The organism is Streptomyces sp. NPDC026515, from assembly GCF_055567595.1.
In genome coordinates, this window is the sequence record NZ_JBVHQD010000017.1 from 36,672 (window position 1) to 57,701 (window position 21,030).

Below are 21,030 nucleotides of genomic sequence, written 5' to 3' on the forward strand. Positions count from 1 at the left end.
GAAGTGCCGGAGGTATCCGACCCGTGGCCATCACCGAGAAAGCCGCCCCGCCCGGCGGCGCGCCCGAGGACGGGGCCCCGGGCGCCGACGGCACCCGCACCCCGTCCGGCCAGGAAGGCTGGCATCTCAGCTCCCCCCTGGCCCTGACCCTGCTGCTGCTCCTGGTCGTGGTGTTCCAGGGCCCGGTGCGCGGCGCGCTGTCGACGCCGGTGATGCAGAGCTGGATGACGGTGTTCGTGGCGGTGGTGGTCCAGGCGCTCCCCTTCCTCGTCCTCGGTGTGCTGCTCTCGGCGGCGATCGCGGTCTTCGTGCCCCCGTCCTTCTTCGCCCGCGCCCTGCCCGGCCGTCCCGCTCTGGCCGTGCCGGTCGCGGGGCTGGCCGGCGCGGTTCTGCCGGGCTGTGAGTGTGCGTCCGTGCCGGTGGCCGGTGCCCTGGTCCGCCGGGGCGTCACCCCGGCCGCGGCCATCGCCTTCCTGCTCTCCGCCCCCGCGATCAACCCGATCGTGCTGACGGCGACGGCGGTGGCGTTCCCGCGCGACCCCGAGATGGTGCTGGCGCGGTTCGCCGGCAGCCTGCTGGTGGCGTGCGGGATGGGCTGGCTGTGGCAGCGCCTGGGCCGTACCGACTGGCTGCGCCTGCCGGCCCACGCCCACCACGAGGGCGAGACCAGGGCGGAGGCGTTCTGGGACTCGGTCCGCCACGACACCGTGCACGCGGGCGGCTTCCTGGTCCTCGGCGCGATGGCCGCGGCGACGCTGAAGGCGGTGGCCCCTGCGGAGTGGCTGCGCACGGCCGCCGCCAACCCGGTGATCGCCGTCCTCGCCCTGTCGGTCCTGGCCGTGCTCCTGTCCATCTGCTCGGAGGCGGACGCGTTCGTGGCCGCGTCCCTCACCCAGTTCTCGCTCACCGCGAAGCTGGCGTTCCTGATCGTCGGCCCGATGATCGACCTCAAGCTCTTCGCGATGCAGGCGGGCACCTTCGGCCGTGGCTTCGCCCTGCGCTTCGCCCCGGCCACCTTCGCCGCCGCGATCGCGGGCGCGGTCCTGACCGGGGCGGTGCTGCTGTGAACCGGCAGGCCCAGGCGGCGATGATGTTCCTGGTCGGGGCGGCCCTGCTGCACGCGGGCGCCACCGACCTGTATCTGCGCTACGTGAAGGCGGGCCTGCGCCCGCTGCTGCTGGCGGCGGGCGCCGTCCTGATCGTCTCGGCCCTGGCGACGGCCTGGTACGAGTGGCGCCGCAGCCGCCGGCGTACCGCCTCCGCCTCCGCCGCCACCGGCCACAGCCACCCCGAACCCCGGATCTCCTGGCTGCTGGTCCTCCCCCTGCTGGCCCTGATCCTCATCGCCCCGCCCGCGCTCGGCTCCTACAGCGCGCTGCGCGCGGGCACGGCCCTGCAACAGCCGTACGGCTACGACACGTTGCCCGCCGGGGACCCGATCCCGCTCAACCTGGTCGACTACGCGGGCCGGGCGGTGTACGACCACGGACGTTCGCTCCACGGCCACCGTGTCCGTATCTCCGGCTTCGTGGCCGTGGACGGCGCCGGCACCCCCTACCTGGTGCGCATGGCCCTCAACTGCTGCGCGGCGGACGCCCAGCCGGTGAAGGTGGCGCTGACCGGCAGGATCCCCCCGGTCCTGCAGCCGGACGCCTGGCTCCAGGTGACGGGCACCTACACCGCCCGGCGGACCCGCGACCCGGTGAACGGCGGCCCGGTCCCGTTCCTCACGGTCTCCGAGGCCAAGCCCGTCCCGACACCGGCCGACCCGTACGACGAGACCTGGAACAAGTGACCTGTCCCGTGACGGGGCCCTGCTGCCGGCGGCCGCGCTGACGGCCACGCTCGCGGCGACGGTGGCAGCCGCCGACGGTACTCCCGTCGACCCGGCGCTGCCCTCTACCGCGTCTGCCACCACACGGCCGAGGCCAAGCCGACCGTCACGGTCGCCCCGGCCGAACCGGCCCAGTGCCTCCGCTTCCAGACCCGGCGTCACCGGGCCGGTGCTCGGCACACCGAGAGCACCTCGGCGGGGACACCGTCGAGGCGGCGTACCGTCACGCCCGGCGGACCGGGTCCGGTTCCTCCGCGGTGGCCTGGACGGGGATCGTGCCCTCGGCCGGAAGGGGCTCCGTCGTCCCGGATGCTCGGGTGAGGCGGCGGGCCAGGGGTTCGGTCCAGCGGGCGGTGAGCGGGCCGAGGATGACGAGGATCAGGACGTAGGCCGTGGCCAGCGGGCCGAGCGAGGGTTCGATGCCGGCGGTGACGGCGAGACCCGCGATGACGATGGAGAACTCGCCGCGGGCGACCAGCGTGCCGCCGGCCCGCCAGCGGCCCCTGGCGGAGATTCCGGCGCGCTTCGCGGCCCAGTAGCCGGTGGCGATCTTCGTCAGCGCGGTGACCACCGCCAGGGCGAGGGCGGGCAGCAGCACCGGCGGAATGCTCGCCGGGTCGGTGTGCAGGCCGAAGAAGACGAAGAAGACGGCGGCGAACAGGTCCCGCAGGGGTGCGAGCAGATGATGCGCGCCCTCCGCCACCTCGCCGGAGAGCGCGATGCCGACGAGGAACGCGCCGACCGCGGCGGACACCTGGAGCTGCTGCGCCACTCCGGCGACCAGCAGCGTCAGGCCCAGCACCACGAGGAGCAGCTTCTCCGAGTCGTCGCTGGAGACGAACCGGGAGATGTGCCTGCCGTAGCGCACCGCCACCACCAGCACCACTCCCGCCACCCCGAGGGCGATCGCCAGCGTGAGGCTGCCCGCGGCCAGGCCGGCCCCGGCGAGCAGCGCGGTCACGATCGGCAGGTAGACCGCCATGGACAGGTCCTCGAGGACCAGGATGCTCAGGATCACCGGGGTCTCCCGGTTGCCGAGCCGCCCCAGGTCGCCGAGGACCTTGGCGATGACCCCGGACGAGGAGATCCAGGTGACACCGGCCAGCACCACGGCCGCCACCGGGCCCCAGCCCAGCAGCAGGGCCATGGCGGCGCCCGGCAGCGCGTTGAGCGCGGCGTCGACCAGGCCCGCCGGGTACTGGGTCTTGAGGTTGGAGACGAGATCGCTGGCCGTGTACTCCAGGCCGAGCATGAGCAGCAGCAGGACGACACCGATCTCGGCGCCGATCGCGACGAACTCCTCGCTGGTGCCCAGCGGGTAGATCCCGCCGTTGCCGAAGGCGAGCCCGGCCAGCAGGTAGAGGGGGATGGGCGAGAACTGGAAGCGTCCGGCGAGGCGGCCGAGCAGCCCCAGGCCGAGGATGATCGCCCCGAACTCGATCAGGAAGACGGCGGAGTCGTGCACGGCGGCCTCACTCCCGTCCGAGTATGGAGGCGGCCGCTTCGACGCCCTCGTGGGTGCCGATCACGATGAGCGTGTCCCCGCCGGCGAGCCGGAAGTCGGGCGCGGGGGAGGGGACCGCCTCGGCGCGGCGCAGCACGGCCACGATGGACACCCCCGTCTCCGTGCGCATCCGGGTCTCGCCGAGGAGCCTGCCGTTCCAGTACGACGTCGCGCCCAGCTCGATCCGCTCGGCCACCAGGCCCAGATCGGTGGTGGAGAGCAGATTCGGGCTGTGGTGCGTCGGCATCAGCGCGTCGATGAGCGCGTCCGCCTCGCCCGAGGACAAACGCACCGACAGGGCGCAGGCGTCGGGATCGTCCTGGTGGTAGGCGCTCACGATCCGCGAACCGTCCCGGTGCGCGACCACGGAGAGCCTGCGCTGCTCCCGTGTGGTGAGGTCGTAACGCACGCCGATTCCCGGCAACGGCGTCCTGCTCAGGCGTGGAGCCCCCAAGGCTGTCTCCCCTGTCTCGTCTGTCTCGTCCCGCGATCCCTTTGCGATTTCTTTAACGACACCCTAACGGCCGAACCGGATGACACCGGCCGTCGGTTCGGGCGGGAAGGCCGGGGCGACCGGCGATTCGGGGGACAGGGGCAGGGGCAGGGGCAGGGCAGCGGACAGGTGCCGTCAGCTCGGGTACGGCACGTGACAGTCCAGCAGCGGGTGGTACAGGACCTGCCAGGTGCGGCCCTCGATCACACCGCTCTCCGGGAGGCCGTGGCAGACCTGGATCCACTCGATCTTCTTCAGCATGCGGTCGCCGTAGAGCCCGTCGGAGGCGAGCTGGGGAGGTTCGCCGCCCCAGGCGTTGCTGAGGCACTGTGCCTGCCGGACCGCGGCCCCGGTGTCGCCGTAGGTGAGCATGGGCCGGTAATCCGACGACACGTAGGAACAGCCGTGCCCGGTGGCGGCCGCGGCGGTGTGCGGCACCGCCAGGCCCAGTGCGGCGGCCGCGCTCAGTGCCGCGGCCGAGGTGAGCAGTCGGTTCCGTCGCATGCGCGCTCCTTCAAGGCCGACTCATGCCATGGTCGCGCGCGGGCGGCGACCTCCGCGACTCGGACACGGAGGCGCGGGAGGCGGGGTGGCCTCCGGCGGAACGATCTGGCCGGTGCGGCCGTGATCGGCGGTCATGGCGATCTCCGCCGAGCAGGGCCGTCCCCAGGCAGATGAGCACGACGACGGTGGACGACGCCTTCAGCATCGACAGCCCCGCCCCGGTCAGCAGGACCACCGGCGCCCAGCGCGCCGCGCCGCCAGCGGCCCGGCTGGAGACGACGGACCCGAGATCGGGCCGGTGGAATCCATGCGGCGGACCTTGGACACCATTCCTATGGGAAAGGTATGGGACCACGCGGTCCGCCTCCCTCGGACGGTCCGCCGGAACCTCCCGCACCGCGCTGAAACCGCCCGCCCAGCGCTGAAACCCGGCTGAAGCCGCGCTGAACCGCCGCGGCCGCAAGCTCTGCGGCATGACGACGAAAGACGACGAACTCGCCATCGCGGCGACCGGGTTGCGCAAGGCCTACGGGGACAGGACCGTCCTCGACGGCATCGACCTCCGGGTACCGGCCGGCACGATCTTCTCCCTCCTCGGGCCGAACGGCGCCGGCAAGACCACGGTGGTCAACATCCTGTCCACCCTGATCTCCGCCGACGGCGGCCAGGCCCGGATCGGCGGCCACGACATCGGCGCGCAGGCCCAGTCGGTACGGGCCGCCATCGGGGTCACCGGACAGTTCTCCGCCGTGGACGGCCTGATCACCGGTGAGGAGAACATGCTCCTCATGGCCGACCTGCACCATCTCTCCCGGAGCGAGGGGCGCCGGGTCACCGCCGAACTGCTGGCGCGCTTCGACCTCACCGAGGCCGCGCGGAAGCCCGCGTCCGCCTACTCCGGAGGCATGAAGCGCCGCCTCGACATCGCCATGACCCTGGTCGGCAGCCCGCGGATCATCTTCCTCGACGAGCCGACCACCGGCCTGGACCCGCGTTCCCGCCACACCATGTGGCAGATCATCCGCGAGCTGGTCTCCGGCGGCACCACCGTCTTCCTCACCACCCAGTACCTGGAGGAGGCCGACCAACTCGCCGACCGCATCGCGGTGCTCAACGGCGGCAGGCTCGTCGCCGAGGGCAGCGCGGAGGAACTCAAGCGGCTCGTCCCCGGCGGTCACGTGCGCCTGCGGTTCTCCGACCCGGGGGCCTACGAGCAGGCGGCCACCGCACTGCGCGAGACCACCCGCGACGACGAGGCGCTCGCCCTGCAGGTCCCCAGCGGGGGCACCCAGCGCGAACTGCGCGCCATCCTCGACTGGCTCGACGCGGCGGACATCGAGGCCGACGAACTCTCCGTGCACACGCCCGACCTGGACGACGTGTTCTTCGCCCTGACGGGCAACCCCGTGGCCGTCACCGGCCAGGAGACCGCCACCACCGACAAGGAGACCGTCCGATGAGCACCGCACCCCAGCCCCTGCGGGCCAACCCGTTCCGCGACAACCTCACCATGCTGCGGCGCAACCTCCTGCACGCCCGCCGCTACCCCTCCCTCACCCTGAACCTCCTGCTCACCCCGGTCATCCTGCTGCTCCTCTTCGTCTACGTCTTCGGCAACGTGATGAGCGCCGGCATCACCGGCGGCCACGCCGACCGGTCCGACTACGTCGCCTACCTCGTCCCCGGCATCCTCTTCCTGACCGTGGCGATGACCTCCCTGGGCACCGCGGTGTCCGTGTGCACCGACATGACCGAGGGCATCATGGCCCGGTTCCGCACCATGGCGATCTCCCGCGCCTCCGTACTCGTCGGCCATGTGATCGGCAGCGTGATCCAGACGATGGCGGCGCTGGTGGTGGTCCTGGGCATCGGACTGGCCATCGGCTTCCGGCCCGACGCGACGCCGGTCGAGTGGATCGCGGCGGTCGGGCTGATGGCCCTGGTCAGTCTCGCGCTGACCTGGCTCGCGGTCGGCATCGGCCTGATCAGCCCCAACCCCGAGGGGGCCAGCAACATCGGGACGCCGCTGGTCATGCTGCCGTTCCTGTCCAGCGCGTTCGTGCCGGTGGACGCCATGCCGGGCTGGTTCCGCTGGTTCGCCGAGTACCAGCCCTTCTCGCCCTTCATCGAGACCCTGCGCGGTCTGCTGCTGGGCAGCGAGATCGGCACGAAGAACGCCGTGCTGGCCGTGGCCTGGGGCCTGGGGCTGGTGGTGCTGGGCTACCTGTGGTCCAGGGCGCGGTTCACCCGCGAGCCCCGGCAGTGAGCTCGTGCAGCGCCGCGACCCGCAGCTGATCCCGCCCCAGGGCCGCGTACTCCGACCTCGCGCCGGCGTACGCGGCCCGGTCCGCGTGCTCGGCCGCCGCCCGGGAGCGGGCCGTGGACAGCGCGGGGAACTCCCTCACCACCGGCATCCGTTCGGACAGCGCCAGCAGTCGTACGGCCGCCGGATCGCCCAGGGCCAGCCGGGCGTGCCCCAGCGCCAGCACCAGCGTGCCGTGCACCGGCAGTTCCACCGGGGACCCGTCGGCCGGGCCGCCGGCCAGCAGCCGCAGCAGGTACCCCTCCAACTCCGCCGTGAGCGCGGCGACCGGATCCGGCCGGCCGTGCTGCGCGTGCGCGGCCACCGCCGCCGACTGCAACTGCAGGACCCACGAGTCCACGAAGGGATCGTCGGCGAACAGGGCGCCCGCCTCCCGTACCCGCTCCGCGGCCCGGCGCCACAGCCCGAGCCCGACCTCGGTCAGCCCCCGGGCCAGCGCGATCTCCGCCCTGGCCGGCAGCTCGGGGCTGAATATCTGGTCCGACTCCAGCGGCTGGTCCGCGACGGCGAGGCCCAGCCAGTACTCGGCCTCGTCGATCTCGCCCCTGTGCAGACAGGCCAGCACCAGCCCCCAGCGGACGCCGAGGGTGTCCGCCCCGTCGCCGAACGCGTCGAGCGCGGTCAGCGCGGCACACAGATGGTCGTACGCCTCCGCGCCCCGTTCGGACTGCAGGCACAGCTCGCTGACCCGGCCGTGGCTGAGCAGGTGCATGGCCGGGTTGTTCAGCGGGGCGAGCGCGTCGAGCATCCGGCGGGCGCTCTCCAGGGCCCGCTCCGTGTCGTGCCCGGCCGCCCAGACGTAACTGGCGACGGCCGAGGCGATGCCCGCCAGCATCGGCTCGTCGGCCTCGCACAACTCGTTCAGCCGCGCGAACTGCGGCGGCCTCATCTCCGGTACGGCGCACAGGACGACTGCCAGGGCCCGCAGCACGGTGTCCGGCCGGGCGGGCGGCAGCCGTCGCAGGGTCACCAACTGGCGTACGGCGCGGGGACCGTGGCCCATGAAGAGGCTCGCCGCGCACACCGCCGCCGCGCTGCGGGCCGGTTCCACGTCCGCGGGGTCCTCGGGCCGGAAGCGGGAGAGGGGGCCCGCGGTGTCGGTGGCCAGCGAGGCCAGCCGGCCGTAGTGGGAACCGGTGGACCACAGGGAGGACAGGACGGCGGTGACGGCCGCGGTGGTGGGTCCGTCGGCGCGGGCCAGCGCGTGCCGCAGGGCCAGGAGGAGGTTGTCCTGCTCGGTGCGGATACGGCTCCAGGCGGCCCCCGGCCGGTGGCTGAACAGCAGGTCGTGGTGGGCCCGCCCGAAGTCCCGGGCCCAGAGCAGGAACCGGCCGGCCACCGCCTCCTCCTCGCCGGCCTCGGCACGCCGGACGGCACCGAACTCCCGGAGCGTCTCCAGCATGTGGAACCGCACCCCCGAAGGGCTGTCGCCCACCTTGAGCAGGGACTGACCGGCGAGTTGCTCCAGCAGGGCCAGCACGTCCCCGCCTTCCCCGAGCAGGTACCCGGCCGCCTCCTCGGTGAAGCCGCCGGGGAACACCGACAGGGCGCGCAGCGCGGCCCGGCCGTCGGGCTCCAGGAGGTTCCAGCTCCACTCGACCACGGCGTGCAGCGTGCGATGGCGCTCGGGCGCATCGCGGGCACCGCCGCGCAGCAGCGTGAAACGGTCCTGCAGGCGGCGCGCGATGTCGGCCACGGACAGCACCCGCACCCGTGCCGCGGCCAGCTCCACGGCCAGCGGCAGTCCGTCCAGGTGCAGGCAGATCTCGGCGACCCGGTCGGCGGGCAGTTCCACACCCGGCCGGGCGGCGCGCGCCCGCTGCCCGAAGAGCTCGGCCGACGTCGTCGGCGAGAGCTCCGGCAGGGCGTACACGGACTCCGAGGTCAGCCCCAGCGGAGCCCGGCTGGTGACCAGCACCCGCAACTCCCTGGAGCGCGAGACCAGCGCCTGGACGAGACCGGCGGCACCGGCGATCACCTGCTCGCAGTTGTCCAGCACCAGCAGCGCGGGTCCGCTGCCCAGCGCGGCCACGATGCCGCTGACCGCGTCCGCGCCGCCGAACCGGCCGCCCTCCCCGGCGCCGACGGCCGAGGCCACCTCGTCGGCCACGTCGTCGTCGGCGAGGACACCGGCGAGGGTGACGAAGTACACCACGGGCTGCCCGGCCGCACGGCTCACCGCGTGGGAGAGCCGGGTCTTGCCGAGACCGCCGGGACCGACGACGCTGACCACCCGGGACGTCCGCAGCAGCCCGCCCACGGCGGTGACGTCCGCGTCCCGCCCCAGCAGGGGATTCGGTTCGTGCGGCACCCCGTGCCGGACCCTCGGCACGTCCGCCCGCACCAGCTCCTGGTACACGGACCCGAGCCCGGGCCCCGGATCGGTCCCCAGCTCGTCCCGCAGCCCGCGGCGGTAGGCGTCGTACCGGGTCAGCGCCGCGGCCCGCCCGGCCGTCTCGGCCTCGCACCGCAGCAGCTCCGCCAGCACCTGCTCGTCCCGCGGCAGCTCCCGGGCCAGCGCGGTGAGCGGCGCCACGGCCTCGGCGCGCCGCCCCAGCCGGGCCAGCGCGAGCGCCCGGCCCCGGACCAGCGCGCGATACGCCCCGACCCGCCCGGCGCGCAGCGCCACCAGCGGATCGTGCAGGTCCTCACCCGCACCGGCGCCCACGCTCCCGTCCCAGAGCGCCAGCCCGGCCTCGGCCTGCGCCAGGGCGCCTTCGTGGTCCCCGGCCCGGGCGCGCTCGGCACTCGCGGCCTCGCACACCAGCAGCGCGGAACTGTCGACCTGCGTCTCGTCCAGCGCCAGCCGGTATCCCGTCGGTGTGCTCACGACCAGTTCGCCGCCCAGCTGCGACCTGAGCCGCGACACCAGGATCTGCACGGCCTTGCCGGGCCGCTCCGGCAGCTCCTCCGTCCACAGCCCCTCCACCAGCCGGCCGGTGCTGCACCCCCCGCGCAGATCCGTCGCGAGCAGGGCCAGCAGCCCGCGCAGCCGGGGTGCGGTGATCTCCCGTCCGCGGCAGGAGACACGGGGCAGCAGGATCAGCTCGGTGGTCACCCGTGCAGAGTAGCCACCCCCCGGCACCGCCGTACGGAGACGACGGAGTGGTCCGGGCCGCCCGGACGCGACCGCCGGTCGACGCGCCGGTACGACGGTCAGCCCGGCGGCGCCGAGGGCGTCGAGCAGCGAGCCGCCCCGGGCCGCGGCACCCGCGCGGCGCTCAGAGCCCGGTCGGGCGAAAACCCCTACGAGAGACCGGAGTCGCGCGGCGCAACCCGCCGCGGCCATGGCCGTGCCGACGACCCGCATCAGCCGACTGGGCCCTCAGAAATCCTGCCAGGCACACCGGATGACATCCCCGGAGCGCGCCTCGGGCGATCGGGTTTTCCGATAGTGCGCTCCACTTGTCCCGAAGGGCGGAAATGAAGGGTTTCCGCAGGATTGCCGTTGCGGTCGCGTTCATGAGCGGTGCCGGCCTCGTGGGTGTCGGCGGCGCCGGCGCGCAGACCGTGACAAGCGCACCGCGGACGCCGGGCTGGACCCCCCCGGCCGGGAGTTCCGCGTGATCACCCGGCGCAGGTCGCGCCGCCCTTGCCGCGGACGGCCGGACGACGTCCAGGGCGTGTTGCGAAAGTCCCGTCTGCGGTGCGACGCCGTGCACGCATTCTCGCCGCACCGGTCGAAAGCCCGAGTACATCCCGTACGAGGACTTCCGCCCGGCACGACGGGAGCACGCACCTGACGCCGCACGGCCCGCCCTCCGGGCGAACGAGGGGACTTTCGCAACACGCCCTAGCTAGGACTTGCTGAACCAGGAGCCGATCGGGGTCCACTGGAAGGCGTCCCGCCAGGCGGTCTCGCCCGCCGCCCAGGCCGCCAGGGCCGCGATGACCTTGTCCGCGGAGACGGTCCGTGTCCGATAGTGCTCGGCGGGACTGCGATCACGGTGTTCGAGCTGGTAGGTGCCGTCAGGGCGGAGCCACACCTGGGCGTAGCAGTGCGCCTCCGTGGCGCACCGGAGCACGAGGTGACCGTCCCGGGGGAGATTCAGCACCGCCGCCTCCAGCCGGGCGCCGCGCGGGCAGCCGTGCTCGGGGCGGTGGCCCGGGTGGGCAGCTGGGTCCACGGCTGCGGGATCGTCCCGGGCGGGCTCGGCCGGCGGCAGTCCGCAGGCGTCGACCAGTTCCATGAAGAGGTCTTCCACGAGCGGGTCCGCCCTCTTGGTCAGGACGGCACGAAGCGCTTCACGATCCGCGGTGAACCCGGCCTCGGCCGCCCAGTCCGCTATCCGCTCCACCGTCCCGGGCACCTCCGCGAGCATCCGGCGGACCCTCCTGTCGCCGTCGGTCTCCCCCGGAGGCGCCTCGTCCTGCGAAGACGGCGGCACCGACACCTCGTACTCCGCGGCCGTCACCGGATCGAGGAAGGCCGACCAGGCCGGCCCCGGACGGAGTGAGACCGCGGACGTAGCAGACATCGCTGTCGACGACGCTTGCGATCATGACGGGTGAGCCGGTTGCCGTGACCAGGCGGTACAGCCACCGGTCGTCGTCGTTCTCCGGAAGCCAGTCGTCGGCCTGCAGCGTCTGCCAGCCCCCGAGGCGTGACCGGCACGGGTGGAACCGATCGGCATGCTCATCGGCACACCACCCCGGGTCGTCGAACACCGGCAGCTCCGCCAACGAAGAACCGCTCCGCGCCAGCACGAAATCGCCCGAGTAGCCCATGCTTCCCCCTTGGAGACTGCCGCGATGCTAGCGATCGGGAAGTCAACCGGCCCGGCGGCCCCCGTGGTTCGGTCGGGGCCGAGTGGCGGTGACTGGTGGGAAGCTCACGTCCGCCGGGTCCGAAGCCTGTACGGATTCTCCAAGTACCTTTTGGCGCACCCATGTTGGAATTTCTCCATGGCCACTCCCGCTGACGGAACCACCCACCTGAGTCCGGACGAGCCCGAGCGCCGCCTGCGTGCCGAGATCGAGCGGCTGAGAGACGAGGCGACGCACCAGAGGACGCTCGCCCACCGCCGCGCGGAGTTCTGGACCAAGATGGACATCGCCCTCGGTTTCCCCGCGGCCCTGCTCGCCGGCACGGCCGGCACGGCGGGACTGGCCTCGCCGGACGCGCGGGTTCCCGCCGCCATCGCCGCTCTGGCCTCCGCCGGGTTCGCGGCGGGCGCGGGCTTCATGCGCAGCGACACCCGGCGCCGCGCCAACAAGCGCGCCCGGCACGCCTGGGCCTCCGTCGAGGGCAGGGCCACGGTGGCACTGGCGCGGGAGCAGCTGACCCCCGAGATCCTCGGCACCCTGCTGGAGTGCCGCCAGACCGCACTGGCCGCCTACGACGGCGAGGAGCCCCGGCCGGGAGCACCGTGATCCGCAGCCCTTCGGACCGACGCCTCCGGTATCGACAATTGTGAGCTGAACCGGGATGTGAAGGGGCCGTCAAGACTTCCGGGATCATGCACTGTGCGGCCGTTAACGCGGTGTCACCCTTGCCCGTGCGGCACACGAAGCGTGGCCGTCGGGGGATCTGCAGAGGCGGCGAGTGCAGTGGGGGACTTCCTGGGGGCGGTCACGGCGTTTCCGACCGTGGTCTTCACCTTCGCGCTCGTCGTGGTGGCGGTCTACTGGCTGCTGGTGCTCCTGGGGGGCGCCCACTTCCACGGGGCGCGCGGAGGACACCGCGGCCACGGGCACGGCCACGGCCACGGCGGGGGACGCCACGGCCACGGGGGACTGCAGAAGGTGCTGGGCCTGGGCGGGGTGCCGATCACCGTGGCGGTGTCGCTGGTGGTCGCCTTCGCCTGGTTCAGCGCGCTCAGCGGCCGGGTCGTACTCGGCAGCGGACACGGGGGAGTCCTGCTGCCGGCCGCCCTGGCCGGCGGCTGGGCGGGAGCGAGGGTGCTGGCCTGGCCGCTGCGGCGGCTGATGCCCGCCCCCGCCCCTCCGCCGTCGCGCCGCGACTTCGTCGGCCTCGGTTGCGTGATCCGCACCGGCCGGGTCGGCCCCGACTTCGGACAGGCCGAGGTCCGTGCGGCCGACGGCTCCTGCGCCGTCGTACAGGTCCGGCAGAGCCTCGACGACGCGGCCGGGCCGGGCGGCCTGCTCCGCGCCGGGGCGTCGGCACTCATCTACGACTACGACGACGCGGGCGAGTACTTCTGGGTCATGCCCGCCGTGCCGGCCACCGGCTGACGCCACCTCATCTCCGGTCGTCCGTCCGGGCGTCGCGCACGTCCGTCGTTCACTCATCCATCCGCGGCAAGGTCGTCCAAGGGAACAGCCATGTCTGTCGTCACCATCGGAATCGGCGTACTCGTCGCCGTCCTGCTGCTCATCGGTCTGGGCACCCTGCTGCTCTTCGGCCGGCTGTTCCGCAAGGTCGTCCAGGGCGAGGCGCTGATCGTCTCCCGGCCCAAGAGCGTCGACGTCACCTTCACCGGTGCCCTGGTGCTGCCGATGATGCACCGGGCGGAGGTCATGGACATCTCGGTGAAGACCATCGAGATCTCCCGCACCGGGCGGGAGGGCATGATCTGCAAGGACAACATCCGCGCCGACATCCAGATCACGTTCTTCGTCCGGGTCAACAAGACGGTGGAGGACGTCGTCAAGGTGGCCCAGGCGATCGGCACGGAGCGCGCGAGCCATCAGGAGACGCTGCAGAACCTGTTCAGCGCGAAGTTCGCCGAGGCGCTGCGGACGGTGGGCAAGCAGCTCGACTTCGCCGACCTCTACACCAAGCGCGAGGAGTTCAGGGACCGCATCGTCGCGGCCATCGGCACCGACCTGAACGGCTACCACCTCGAGGACGCCGCGATCGACCACCTCGAACAGACCCCGCTGGGCCAGCTCGACGCGTCCAACATCCTGGACGCCCAGGGCATCCGGAAGATCACCGAACTGACGGCGCTGGAGCACATCCGCACCAACGACTTCCAGCGCAACGAGGAGATGGAGATCACCCGCCAGGACGTGGACGCCCGCGAGGCCGTCCTGGAGCTGGAACGGCGGCGCGCGGAGGCGGAGATCAGGCAGCGCAAGGGGATCGAGACCCTGCGTGCCCAGGAGGAGGCGGCCACCGCGCAGGTCCAGGAGGAGGAGCGGCTCAAGGCGCACAGCGCGCTGCTGCGGACCGAGGAACTGCTCGGCGTCCAGCGGGAGAACCAGGTGCGCGAGATCGCGGTCGCCGAGAAGAACCGCGAGCGCGTTCTCGCGGTGGAGAGCGAGCGCATCGAGAAGGACCGCCTGCTGGAGGTCGTCAACCGGGAGCGGGAGGTGGAGCTCGCCAGGGCGGAGAAGGAGAAGCAGGTCGAGGTGGAGCGCCGGAGCGTGGCCGATGTGGTGCGCGAGCGCGTCGCGGTGGACCGCACGGTCGCGGAGCAGGAAGAGGAGATCAAGCGGGTCAGGGTCGTCCAGGAGGCCGAACGCACCCGGCAGACCGTGATCATCGCCGCCGAGGCGGAGGCGCAGGAGCAGCTGGTCAAGGACATCAAGGCGGCCGAGGCGGCCGAGCAGGCCGCGCACCTGCGGGCCAAGGAGCAGCTGGTGCTGGCCGAGGCAGGGCAGAAGCGCGCGGAGCTGGAGGCCGCCGCCGACGTGCGCCGGGCGGAGGGCGAACGCGCCCTGGCCGGGGCGGCCGGCCTGGCCCAGGCCGAGGTCGCGGAGCGGCAGGCCATGGCGGAGGCGGCCGGCGTGCGGGCCCGGCTGGAGGGTGAGGCCGCGGGCCTGAAGGAGAAGGCGGACGCCATCGAGAAGGTCGGGCGCGCCGAGGCCGCGGTCGCGCAGAGCAAGGCGAACGCGGAGGCGGCGGGTATCCGGGAGCGGCTCCTCGGCGAGGCCGCCGGTCTCAAGGAGAAGGCGGCGGCGATGGCCGCGCTGGACGACGTGTCCCGGGCCCACGAGGAGTTCCGGCTCCGTCTGGCCGCGGACAAGGAGGTCCGGATGGCCGCGCTGGAGGTCCAGAGCAAGGTGGCCGAGGCCCAGGCGGCGGTGCTGGCCGCCGGGCTCGAGAGCGCGGACATCGACATCGTCGGCGGCGACAGCGTCTTCCTGGAGCGGCTGGTCGGCGCGGTGTCCTTCGGCAGGGCGATCGACGGCGCGGTGCAGGGCTCCCAGACGGTGCAGGCCCTCGGGGCGGACTGGCTGAACGGCGAGAAGAGCTTCAGCGGCGACGCCACGGAGGTGCTGCGCTCGCTGGCGGCCGGGGGCCCGTGGAACCTGGCCCTGCTGATGAAGCTGCTGGGCGGCCAGACGGACACCGACACCACTCCGGCCGACCCGGTACGACTCGCCAACGGCACGGCGAAGTAACGCCCCCCGAAGGGGCGCGGGGAACTGCGCGACCAGCCAGGACGGCGCCGCAGACGACCGACGGCGCAACGCGGCACTTTCAACGCTCGGGCGAGAGGGAACGGGAAGCAGTCATGGGCGTCGAGGACGGCACCTACCAGATCCTGCGGGCGAGGCTCGCCGACCGCGCCGCGGAACTCGGCCGACGGGCCGCCGAGCTGAACGCCCGCCGGCAGGACGCCTTCGGCTCCCGCCCGCTGCAACTGGCGGGCTCGGCCCGCCCCCGCACCGCCGGCGAGGCCACCGCCCGTGGCGTGGTCGCCGTAGGGCCCGACGTCCTCCTCCTCGGGACCTCGGCGCCCGACCTCGACGCGGGGCTGCTGTCGCTGCACGCCGTGGACGGTTCGGCCCTCGGGGCCGAGAAGGTGCCCGGCCTGCTCGACGACGAACGGTTCCACCGTGACCTGGCCGAACTGCTGCGCTACTACCGCGACGCCCGCCTGACCGATCTGCGGCGTACGGCGTCGGGGCGGCTGCTCGCCGTGTTCCGCACCGGCGGCAACGAGGGCGATCTGCGGGTCCTGAGCTGGCGGTTGGGGGCGGACCGGGTCGAGTACCTGGGCAACCACGGTGAACGCGACCTGCCGCAGCCGCCCGCCTCCGAGCTGCCGTGGACGACGACCGGACGTGAGCACCACGCGGACGGAAGGATCCTGATCGAAGGCGGCGAGAGCGGCGAGAGCGCGGTCTCGGTCGCCACCACCGGCGGCAGCCTCACGGTCCGGGCGCACCCCGGCGACCGGCTGCTGTTCCGGGAAGCGGTCGACGAGCCGCTGCAGAGTCTGGCCGACGCCACGGTCTCCTACGCGGCGACCGGCCCCCTGCTGCTCCTGCGGATCCGCCCCTACAACGAACCGGCGGACCGCTACCTGGTCGTCAACACCCGTACCGGTTCGGTGCGCCGCCAGGACTCCCTCGGCCGCGGCGCCAGGCTGCTGCCCGCCGAACAGGGCCTGATCTTCCCCGGCGGCTACGAACTGGCGGACGGCAGTCACCGGGCCTTCCGCATCGACGGCGGCGCGGGCGGTGCCGCCGGTGCGGGCACGGGTACGGGCGCCGGTGCGGCGGCCGACGGGGCCGCCGCGGACGAGCTGCGCTTCGACACGGTGCTTCCCTCGCCCAACGGGGAGGACCTGCTCTACGTCCTGCGCCGGCCGGGCCGCGCCCAGGTCCTGCTGCTGCCGTGGAACACCGTCCGCCGCGAGGCCGCGAGCGCCCTGCACGGCGCCGCCTACACCCTGCTGCCGGACGGCACCCTCATCCTCCTGAAACCGGACCACGAGCCGGTGCGCACGCACGAACTCCAGCTGTGGCAGACCCCCTTCCAGTCCGCCGACCACGCCGCCGCCCAGCAGGTCGGGGACGGCCCGCTGGCACGGATCGGCAACGCCGACCTGGTCGCGGGCATCGCCGACTGCCTCGACGTGGTCCGTGGCGCGACCGCCGCCGCACAGGAGAACCGGACGGCGGCGACCCCGGAGCTGATCCTCGACTCCTGCGCCAAGGCGACGGACCGCCACTACTGGCTGGCCGACACCGGCCTGCTCGCACCCCTGGCCGAACTGCGGGACGCCGCCGCGCAACTGGCCGCCGAGCAGGCCAGGATCCGCCGGCTCGCCCAGCGCGCCGCACAGGCCCTGGACCAGGCGCACGCCGAGGCCGCCGCGCTGGTCCGCCGCTCCCACGGCGAACCGCCCACCGACGCGGACACCTGGACCGCACTCCTCGCCGAACTGCGCCGGGCCCAGGGCCGTACCCGGATCCTGCGCGACCTGCCACAGCTCGACCTGGCCGCACTGGACCGGGTCGAGGGCGAGCTGGCCGCCGAGCTCGCGGCGGCGACCGAGCGTGCCTTCGCCTTCTTCGCCGGCCCCGACGCCTTCACCGCGCCCCTCGCCGCGGCGCGGCTCGCGGCCGGACAAGCCGCCTCGATCGCCACCGCCGCCGAAGCGGCGCGGCTCGCCGACCGCCTCACCGAACAGGCGGACGCCCTGGCCACCGTCACGGACCTGGTCACCGGCGCGGCCGATGCCGACCCGAGCGCGGGAACGGCCGTACTGCTGGCCATCGGCGAGGTGCTGGCAGCGGTCAACCGCGCCCGGGCGGTGCTGACCACCCGCCGCCGCGCCCTGCTCGACGCCGAGCACCGCTCCGCGCACGCCGCGGAGTCGGCGCTCCTCGCCCAGGCGACCACCGCCGCCCTGTCCGCCGCCGACACCCCGGCCGTCTGCGACGACCAACTCGCCCGCCTGCTGCTGCGGGTGGACGCGCTGGAGGCCCGCTTCGCCGAGGCCGAGGACCTCGCCGCCGACCTGGCCCTGCGCCGGGAGGAGATCCGGCAGGCGTTCGCCGTCCGCCGCCAGACCCTGCTGGACGAGGCCGCCGCCCGCGCCGACCGGGCCGCCGCCTCCGCCCGGCGCGCCCTGCGGACGCTGAGCCGCAGACTGGCCGGGCTCGGATCCGCGGCCGACATCCACGCCGCCCAGGCCACCGACCCGATGGCGCTGCGCGTCCGCGCCGCCGCCGGGGAACTGCGCGGCCTCGACGACCGGGTACGCGCCCAGGAACTGGAGGACGGCCTGCTCGGCGCCGTCCGCACCGCGCTGCGTGAGCTGCGCGACCGGGCCGACCTGTCCGAGGACGGCGGCGCCACCGTCCGCCTGGGCCGGCACCGCTTCGCCGTCCGGCGCGAGCCGGTGGAACTCACCCTCCAGCCGGACGGCGACGGCCTGGCCTTCGTCGTCACCGGGACCGGCTACCGCCGGCCCGCGGGCGTCCCCGAGCTGCTGGCCGGCCGTGAGTTCTGGACACAGCCCCTGGTGAGCGAGTCACCGACGCTCTACCGCGCCGAGTACCTGGCCGCCGCACTGCTGTCCACGGCCACACCACCGTCCACGGCCGGCGGCACACCGGGTGAAGCGCTGCTCGACCAGGTCCGCCGCGCGGCCGAACGGGGCTACGACGAGGGGTACGAGCGCGGCGTCCACGACCACGACGCCGCCGCCGTCCTCGGCGCGCTGCTGCGGCTGCGGGCCGGTGCCGGCCTGCTGCGGCACCCCGCCGGGGTGCGCGCCACCGCCCAGCTGTTCTGGGCCCATGGCGCATCCGACGCCCAGCGGGCCGCCTGGCGGCGCCGCGCCCGGTCCCTGGCGCTGGCACGAAGCCACTTCGGAGCGGGCGCCGCGGCGACCGCCTCCCACGAGCTGGCGGCCGAACTCACCGACGCGGTGTCCGAGTTCACCGCCGCCGCCGGACTGCCGCCGGTGACACGGGCGGGCGACTACCTCCAGGAGGAACTCGCCGACCCGCACGGGGGATTCGCCACCGGCATCGCCGCACGCACCCTGCTGGACGGCTTCCGCCACACCGACGCCGCCCCCGTCCTCGCCACGGACCTGGACGCGCTCGGCACCGACCTGCTCGCACGGCACCAACTCGCCTCCGCCTGGCTCGAGTCGTACGCGGCCGTTCACGTGGCGGGCGCCGACGGCGAGGGCGTGCCGGAGGCCGTGGCGCACCTGTGCGCACCCGATCTGCCGCGTTACGAGATCACCGCCCCCGTCGGCGAGACGGTCGACGGACTCCTCGGCACCCACCCCCGCGTCCGCGACGGACGGCTGACCGTACGCATCGACGAACTCCCCTACCGGGCACGGGCGTTCCGCGAGGAGCGGGCCCCGGCCTTCCGCGCCTTCCAACGCCGGCGCGCGGACGTGCTGGCCGCCGAGCGGGCCCGGTTGCGCCTGGACGACCACCGCCCCCGCCCGCTCGCCGGCTTCGTCCGCAACCAGCTCATCGACCAGGTCTGTCTCCCCCTCGTCGGCGACAACCTCGCCAAGCAGCTCGGCACGGCCGACACCGCCGGCCCCGCCGACCGCAGCGGGCTGCTGCTGCTCCTGTCCCCGCCCGGCTACGGCAAGACCACCCTGCTGGAGTACGTCGCCGACCGCCTGGGCCTCCTCATGGTCCGCGTCGACGGCCCGGCCCTCGGTACCGGCACCACCTCACTCGATCCCGGCCACGCCCCCGACGCGGCGGCCCGCCGCGAGGTCGAGAAGATCGTGTTCGCCCTGGAAGCGGGCAGCAACGTCCTGCTCCACCTGGACGACATCCAGCACGTCTCCGCCGAACTGCTCGAGAAGTTCATCCCGCTGTGCGACGCGCAACGCCGGGTCGAGGCCGTCAGCGAGGGCGTCGCCCGCAGCTTCGACCTGCGTGGCCGCCGTTTCGCCGTCTGCCTCGCGGGAAACCCCTACACCGCGAACGGGCGGCGCTTCCGGATCCCCGACATGCTCGCCAACCGCGCCGACGTCTGGAACCTCGGCGAGGTGCTCTCCGGCCACCGCGACCTGTTCGCCCTCTCCTTCCTGGAGAACGCCCTCGCCGCCAACCCGGTGCTGGCCTTCCTCGCCGGCACCGGACCGGCCGACCTGGGCCTGCTGGTCGCCCTGGCCGACGGCGAACCGGGCGCACAGGCCGACCAGCTCTCCCACCCGGTGCCGGACCTGGACCGGGTGCTGGCCACGCTCACCCGGCTGCGCCGCGTCCAGCGGACCGTGCTGGCCGTCAACAGCGCCTACATCGCCTCCGCCGCCCAGCAGGACACCGACCGCCTCGGACCGCCGTTCCTGCTCCAGGGCTCCTACCGCACCATGGCCCAGCTCGCCGCCCGGATCGACCCCGTCCAGAGCGACAGCGAGGTGGAGGCCCTGCTCGACGACCACTACCTCGCCGAGGCGCGGACCCTCGGCAGCGCCGCCGAGGCGAACCTGCTCGCCCTCGCCCGGCTCCGCGGCCGGGCCACACCCGAACAGGAATCCCGGTGGCGTGCGTTGTGCGCCGCCTACCCGTCCGCCGACTGATCCGGCCATCCCAGCAGCCGCGCACCGAACACCGCCGTCTCCAGGGTGTAGCGCTGCAGCGCGTCATCCGGATCGAGGCCGGTGAGCCGGACGATGTGCGCGATGCGGTACGCGAGCGCGCGCACACTCAGCCCGAGCCGCCGCGCCGCCTCCGCCGCGACGTAGCGCGACTCCGCGTAGGCGGTCAGGGTCTCCAGCAGCAGCTGAGCCCCGCCACGCGCCTTGCGCAACGGACCCAGGACCCCGTGCACCAGCTCCTCCAAGGCCTCCCGGTCCCGCAACAGCACCGGCAGGACCAGCAGATCGGCCGCGTTCAGCAGCTTCCCGTCCAGCCCCAGCTGGGCCGCCTGCTCCAGTGCGTTCCGCGCCTCCTCGTAGGAGTGCACGACACCGCCGGGCCCGCTGTGCGGACGGCCCACCACGACCCGCCGCCCCTGCGTCAGCTCCGCGAACGCCCTGACCGCCGCCTCCTCACCCGGGCCGGAGGGCACGATGCACACCAGCCGTCCGTGCTTCACGGCGAGCAGGACCTCCTCCTCGCCGAAGCGGCCGAGCAACTGCCGCTCCAGCGCCCGGACCTGGGGATCCTCCAGGTCGTAACCGTCGCCCTCGGCGACCGCGACGACATGCGCACAGGCCAGGTTCAGCCCGAACCGCTCGGCATGTTCGGCGAGCCGCCCCAGATCACTACGGCTGCTCAGCAGGTCCGCGACGAACTCCCGCCGCCCGGCCTCCTCCCGGCGCAGCCGCTCCCGGTAGGCCCGGCCGTGACCCGTGGCGAGCGCGGCCACCGCGGCCCGCAGCGCCACCATCGAGGCGGCGTCCACAGGCTGCCCCTCCCACACCCTGCCGGTGGCGGCAAGCCGCTCGTCCACCAGCTCGGCAAGTCCCCGCCCCGCCTCGGCGGCCCGGTCGCCGTAGTCGCGCAGCGCCTCCAACTCCGCCCGTCGCAGCCGCCGTCCGCTCCTGGCCACGTCCTCCAGCAGCCGCGTCCACGAACCGTCCTCGGCCGCCGCGGACACCCCCGAAACAGCTCTGCCCGTACCCAACTCCCGCTTCCTCCCCCACACTGCGACAGCAACGCGCCAGCGTACGCCGCACCACGGACACACGACACCCGCGGCAGCGTCTTTCGCACGGTCGCGGTGACCCGGCGCA

The 21,030-nt window shown here is 73.8% G+C and carries 14 protein-coding genes; 8 read left to right on the top strand and 6 right to left on the bottom strand.

Annotated elements, in window-relative coordinates; genetic code table 11:
- Positions 1-23 precede the first annotated feature (23 nt).
- Positions 24-1,067, top strand: coding sequence for a permease (locus ACZ4O3_RS30955; RefSeq protein ID WP_467725359.1), 1,044 nt, complete (start codon positions 24-26; stop codon positions 1,065-1,067).
- Positions 1,064-1,795, top strand: a complete 732-nt coding sequence (locus ACZ4O3_RS30960) for a TIGR03943 family putative permease subunit (protein ID WP_467725361.1) — start codon at positions 1,064-1,066, stop codon at positions 1,793-1,795. Before ACZ4O3_RS30955 ends, ACZ4O3_RS30960 begins: the two co-directional genes overlap by 4 nt.
- A 262-nt stretch (positions 1,796-2,057) precedes the next feature.
- On the opposite strand, the gene ACZ4O3_RS30965 is transcribed toward ACZ4O3_RS30960, so the two are convergent.
- The 3 genes from ACZ4O3_RS30965 to ACZ4O3_RS30975 form a co-directional block, all read right to left on the bottom strand.
- Positions 2,058-3,299 carry a cation:proton antiporter gene (locus tag ACZ4O3_RS30965; protein WP_362726141.1) on the bottom strand — a complete coding sequence of 414 codons (1,242 nt, stop codon included), beginning with the start codon at positions 3,297-3,299 and terminating at the stop codon, positions 2,058-2,060.
- Positions 3,300-3,306: 7 nt separating this feature from the next.
- A complete protein-coding gene (locus tag ACZ4O3_RS30970) occupies positions 3,307-3,792 on the bottom strand; it encodes a cation:proton antiporter regulatory subunit (RefSeq protein WP_362726144.1) in 486 nt (161 codons plus the stop codon).
- Between the two features lie 174 nt (positions 3,793-3,966).
- Positions 3,967-4,335, bottom strand: coding sequence for a peptidoglycan-binding domain-containing protein (locus ACZ4O3_RS30975; protein WP_362726146.1), 369 nt, complete (start codon positions 4,333-4,335; stop codon positions 3,967-3,969).
- 473 nt (positions 4,336-4,808) lie between these two features.
- On the opposite strand from ACZ4O3_RS30975, the gene ACZ4O3_RS30980 reads away from it, so the two are divergent.
- The gene (locus ACZ4O3_RS30980; RefSeq protein ID WP_467725364.1) at positions 4,809-5,795 is read left to right on the top strand and encodes an ATP-binding cassette domain-containing protein; all 987 of its coding nucleotides are present in this window, start codon (positions 4,809-4,811) and stop codon (positions 5,793-5,795) included.
- Positions 5,792-6,601 (top strand): ABC transporter permease, encoded by an 810-nt coding sequence (locus ACZ4O3_RS30985; RefSeq protein WP_362726151.1) that lies wholly within the window; start codon positions 5,792-5,794, stop codon positions 6,599-6,601. The genes ACZ4O3_RS30980 and ACZ4O3_RS30985 overlap by 4 nt, the downstream gene beginning before the upstream one ends.
- Here the strand turns inward: ACZ4O3_RS30985 and ACZ4O3_RS30990 are convergent.
- Entirely contained in the window at positions 6,579-9,716 is a 3,138-nt protein-coding gene (locus ACZ4O3_RS30990) for an ATP-binding protein (RefSeq protein ID WP_467725366.1), read from the bottom strand. The genes ACZ4O3_RS30985 and ACZ4O3_RS30990 overlap by 23 nt on opposite strands.
- A 739-nt stretch (positions 9,717-10,455) precedes the next feature.
- Positions 10,456-11,136, bottom strand: a complete 681-nt coding sequence (locus ACZ4O3_RS30995; RefSeq protein WP_467725368.1) for a hypothetical protein — start codon at positions 11,134-11,136, stop codon at positions 10,456-10,458.
- 427 nt (positions 11,137-11,563) lie between these two features.
- Between ACZ4O3_RS30995 and ACZ4O3_RS31000 the strand changes: the two genes are divergently transcribed.
- The 4 genes from ACZ4O3_RS31000 (at position 11,564) to ACZ4O3_RS31015 (ending at position 19,872) form a co-directional block, all read left to right on the top strand.
- Positions 11,564-12,031 carry a hypothetical protein gene (locus ACZ4O3_RS31000; RefSeq protein WP_467725369.1) on the top strand — a complete coding sequence of 156 codons (468 nt, stop codon included), beginning with the start codon at positions 11,564-11,566 and terminating at the stop codon, positions 12,029-12,031.
- A 177-nt stretch (positions 12,032-12,208) separates the two neighbouring features.
- The gene (locus tag ACZ4O3_RS31005; protein ID WP_467725371.1) at positions 12,209-12,853 is read left to right on the top strand and encodes a hypothetical protein; all 645 of its coding nucleotides are present in this window, start codon (positions 12,209-12,211) and stop codon (positions 12,851-12,853) included.
- Between the two features lie 90 nt (positions 12,854-12,943).
- Complete coding sequence (locus ACZ4O3_RS31010; protein WP_467725372.1) at positions 12,944-14,971, top strand: flotillin family protein; 2,028 nt, start codon at positions 12,944-12,946, stop codon at positions 14,969-14,971.
- 113 nt (positions 14,972-15,084) lie between these two features.
- Positions 15,085-19,872 carry a DNA repair ATPase gene (locus ACZ4O3_RS31015; RefSeq protein WP_467725374.1) on the top strand — a complete coding sequence of 1,596 codons (4,788 nt, stop codon included), beginning with the start codon at positions 15,085-15,087 and terminating at the stop codon, positions 19,870-19,872.
- Here ACZ4O3_RS31015 and ACZ4O3_RS31020 read toward each other — a convergent pair.
- Complete coding sequence (locus ACZ4O3_RS31020) at positions 19,854-20,921, bottom strand: PucR family transcriptional regulator (RefSeq protein WP_467725376.1); 1,068 nt, start codon at positions 20,919-20,921, stop codon at positions 19,854-19,856. The two genes, ACZ4O3_RS31015 and ACZ4O3_RS31020, sit on opposite strands and share 19 nt — an antisense overlap.
- Positions 20,922-21,030: the final 109 nt, after the last annotated feature.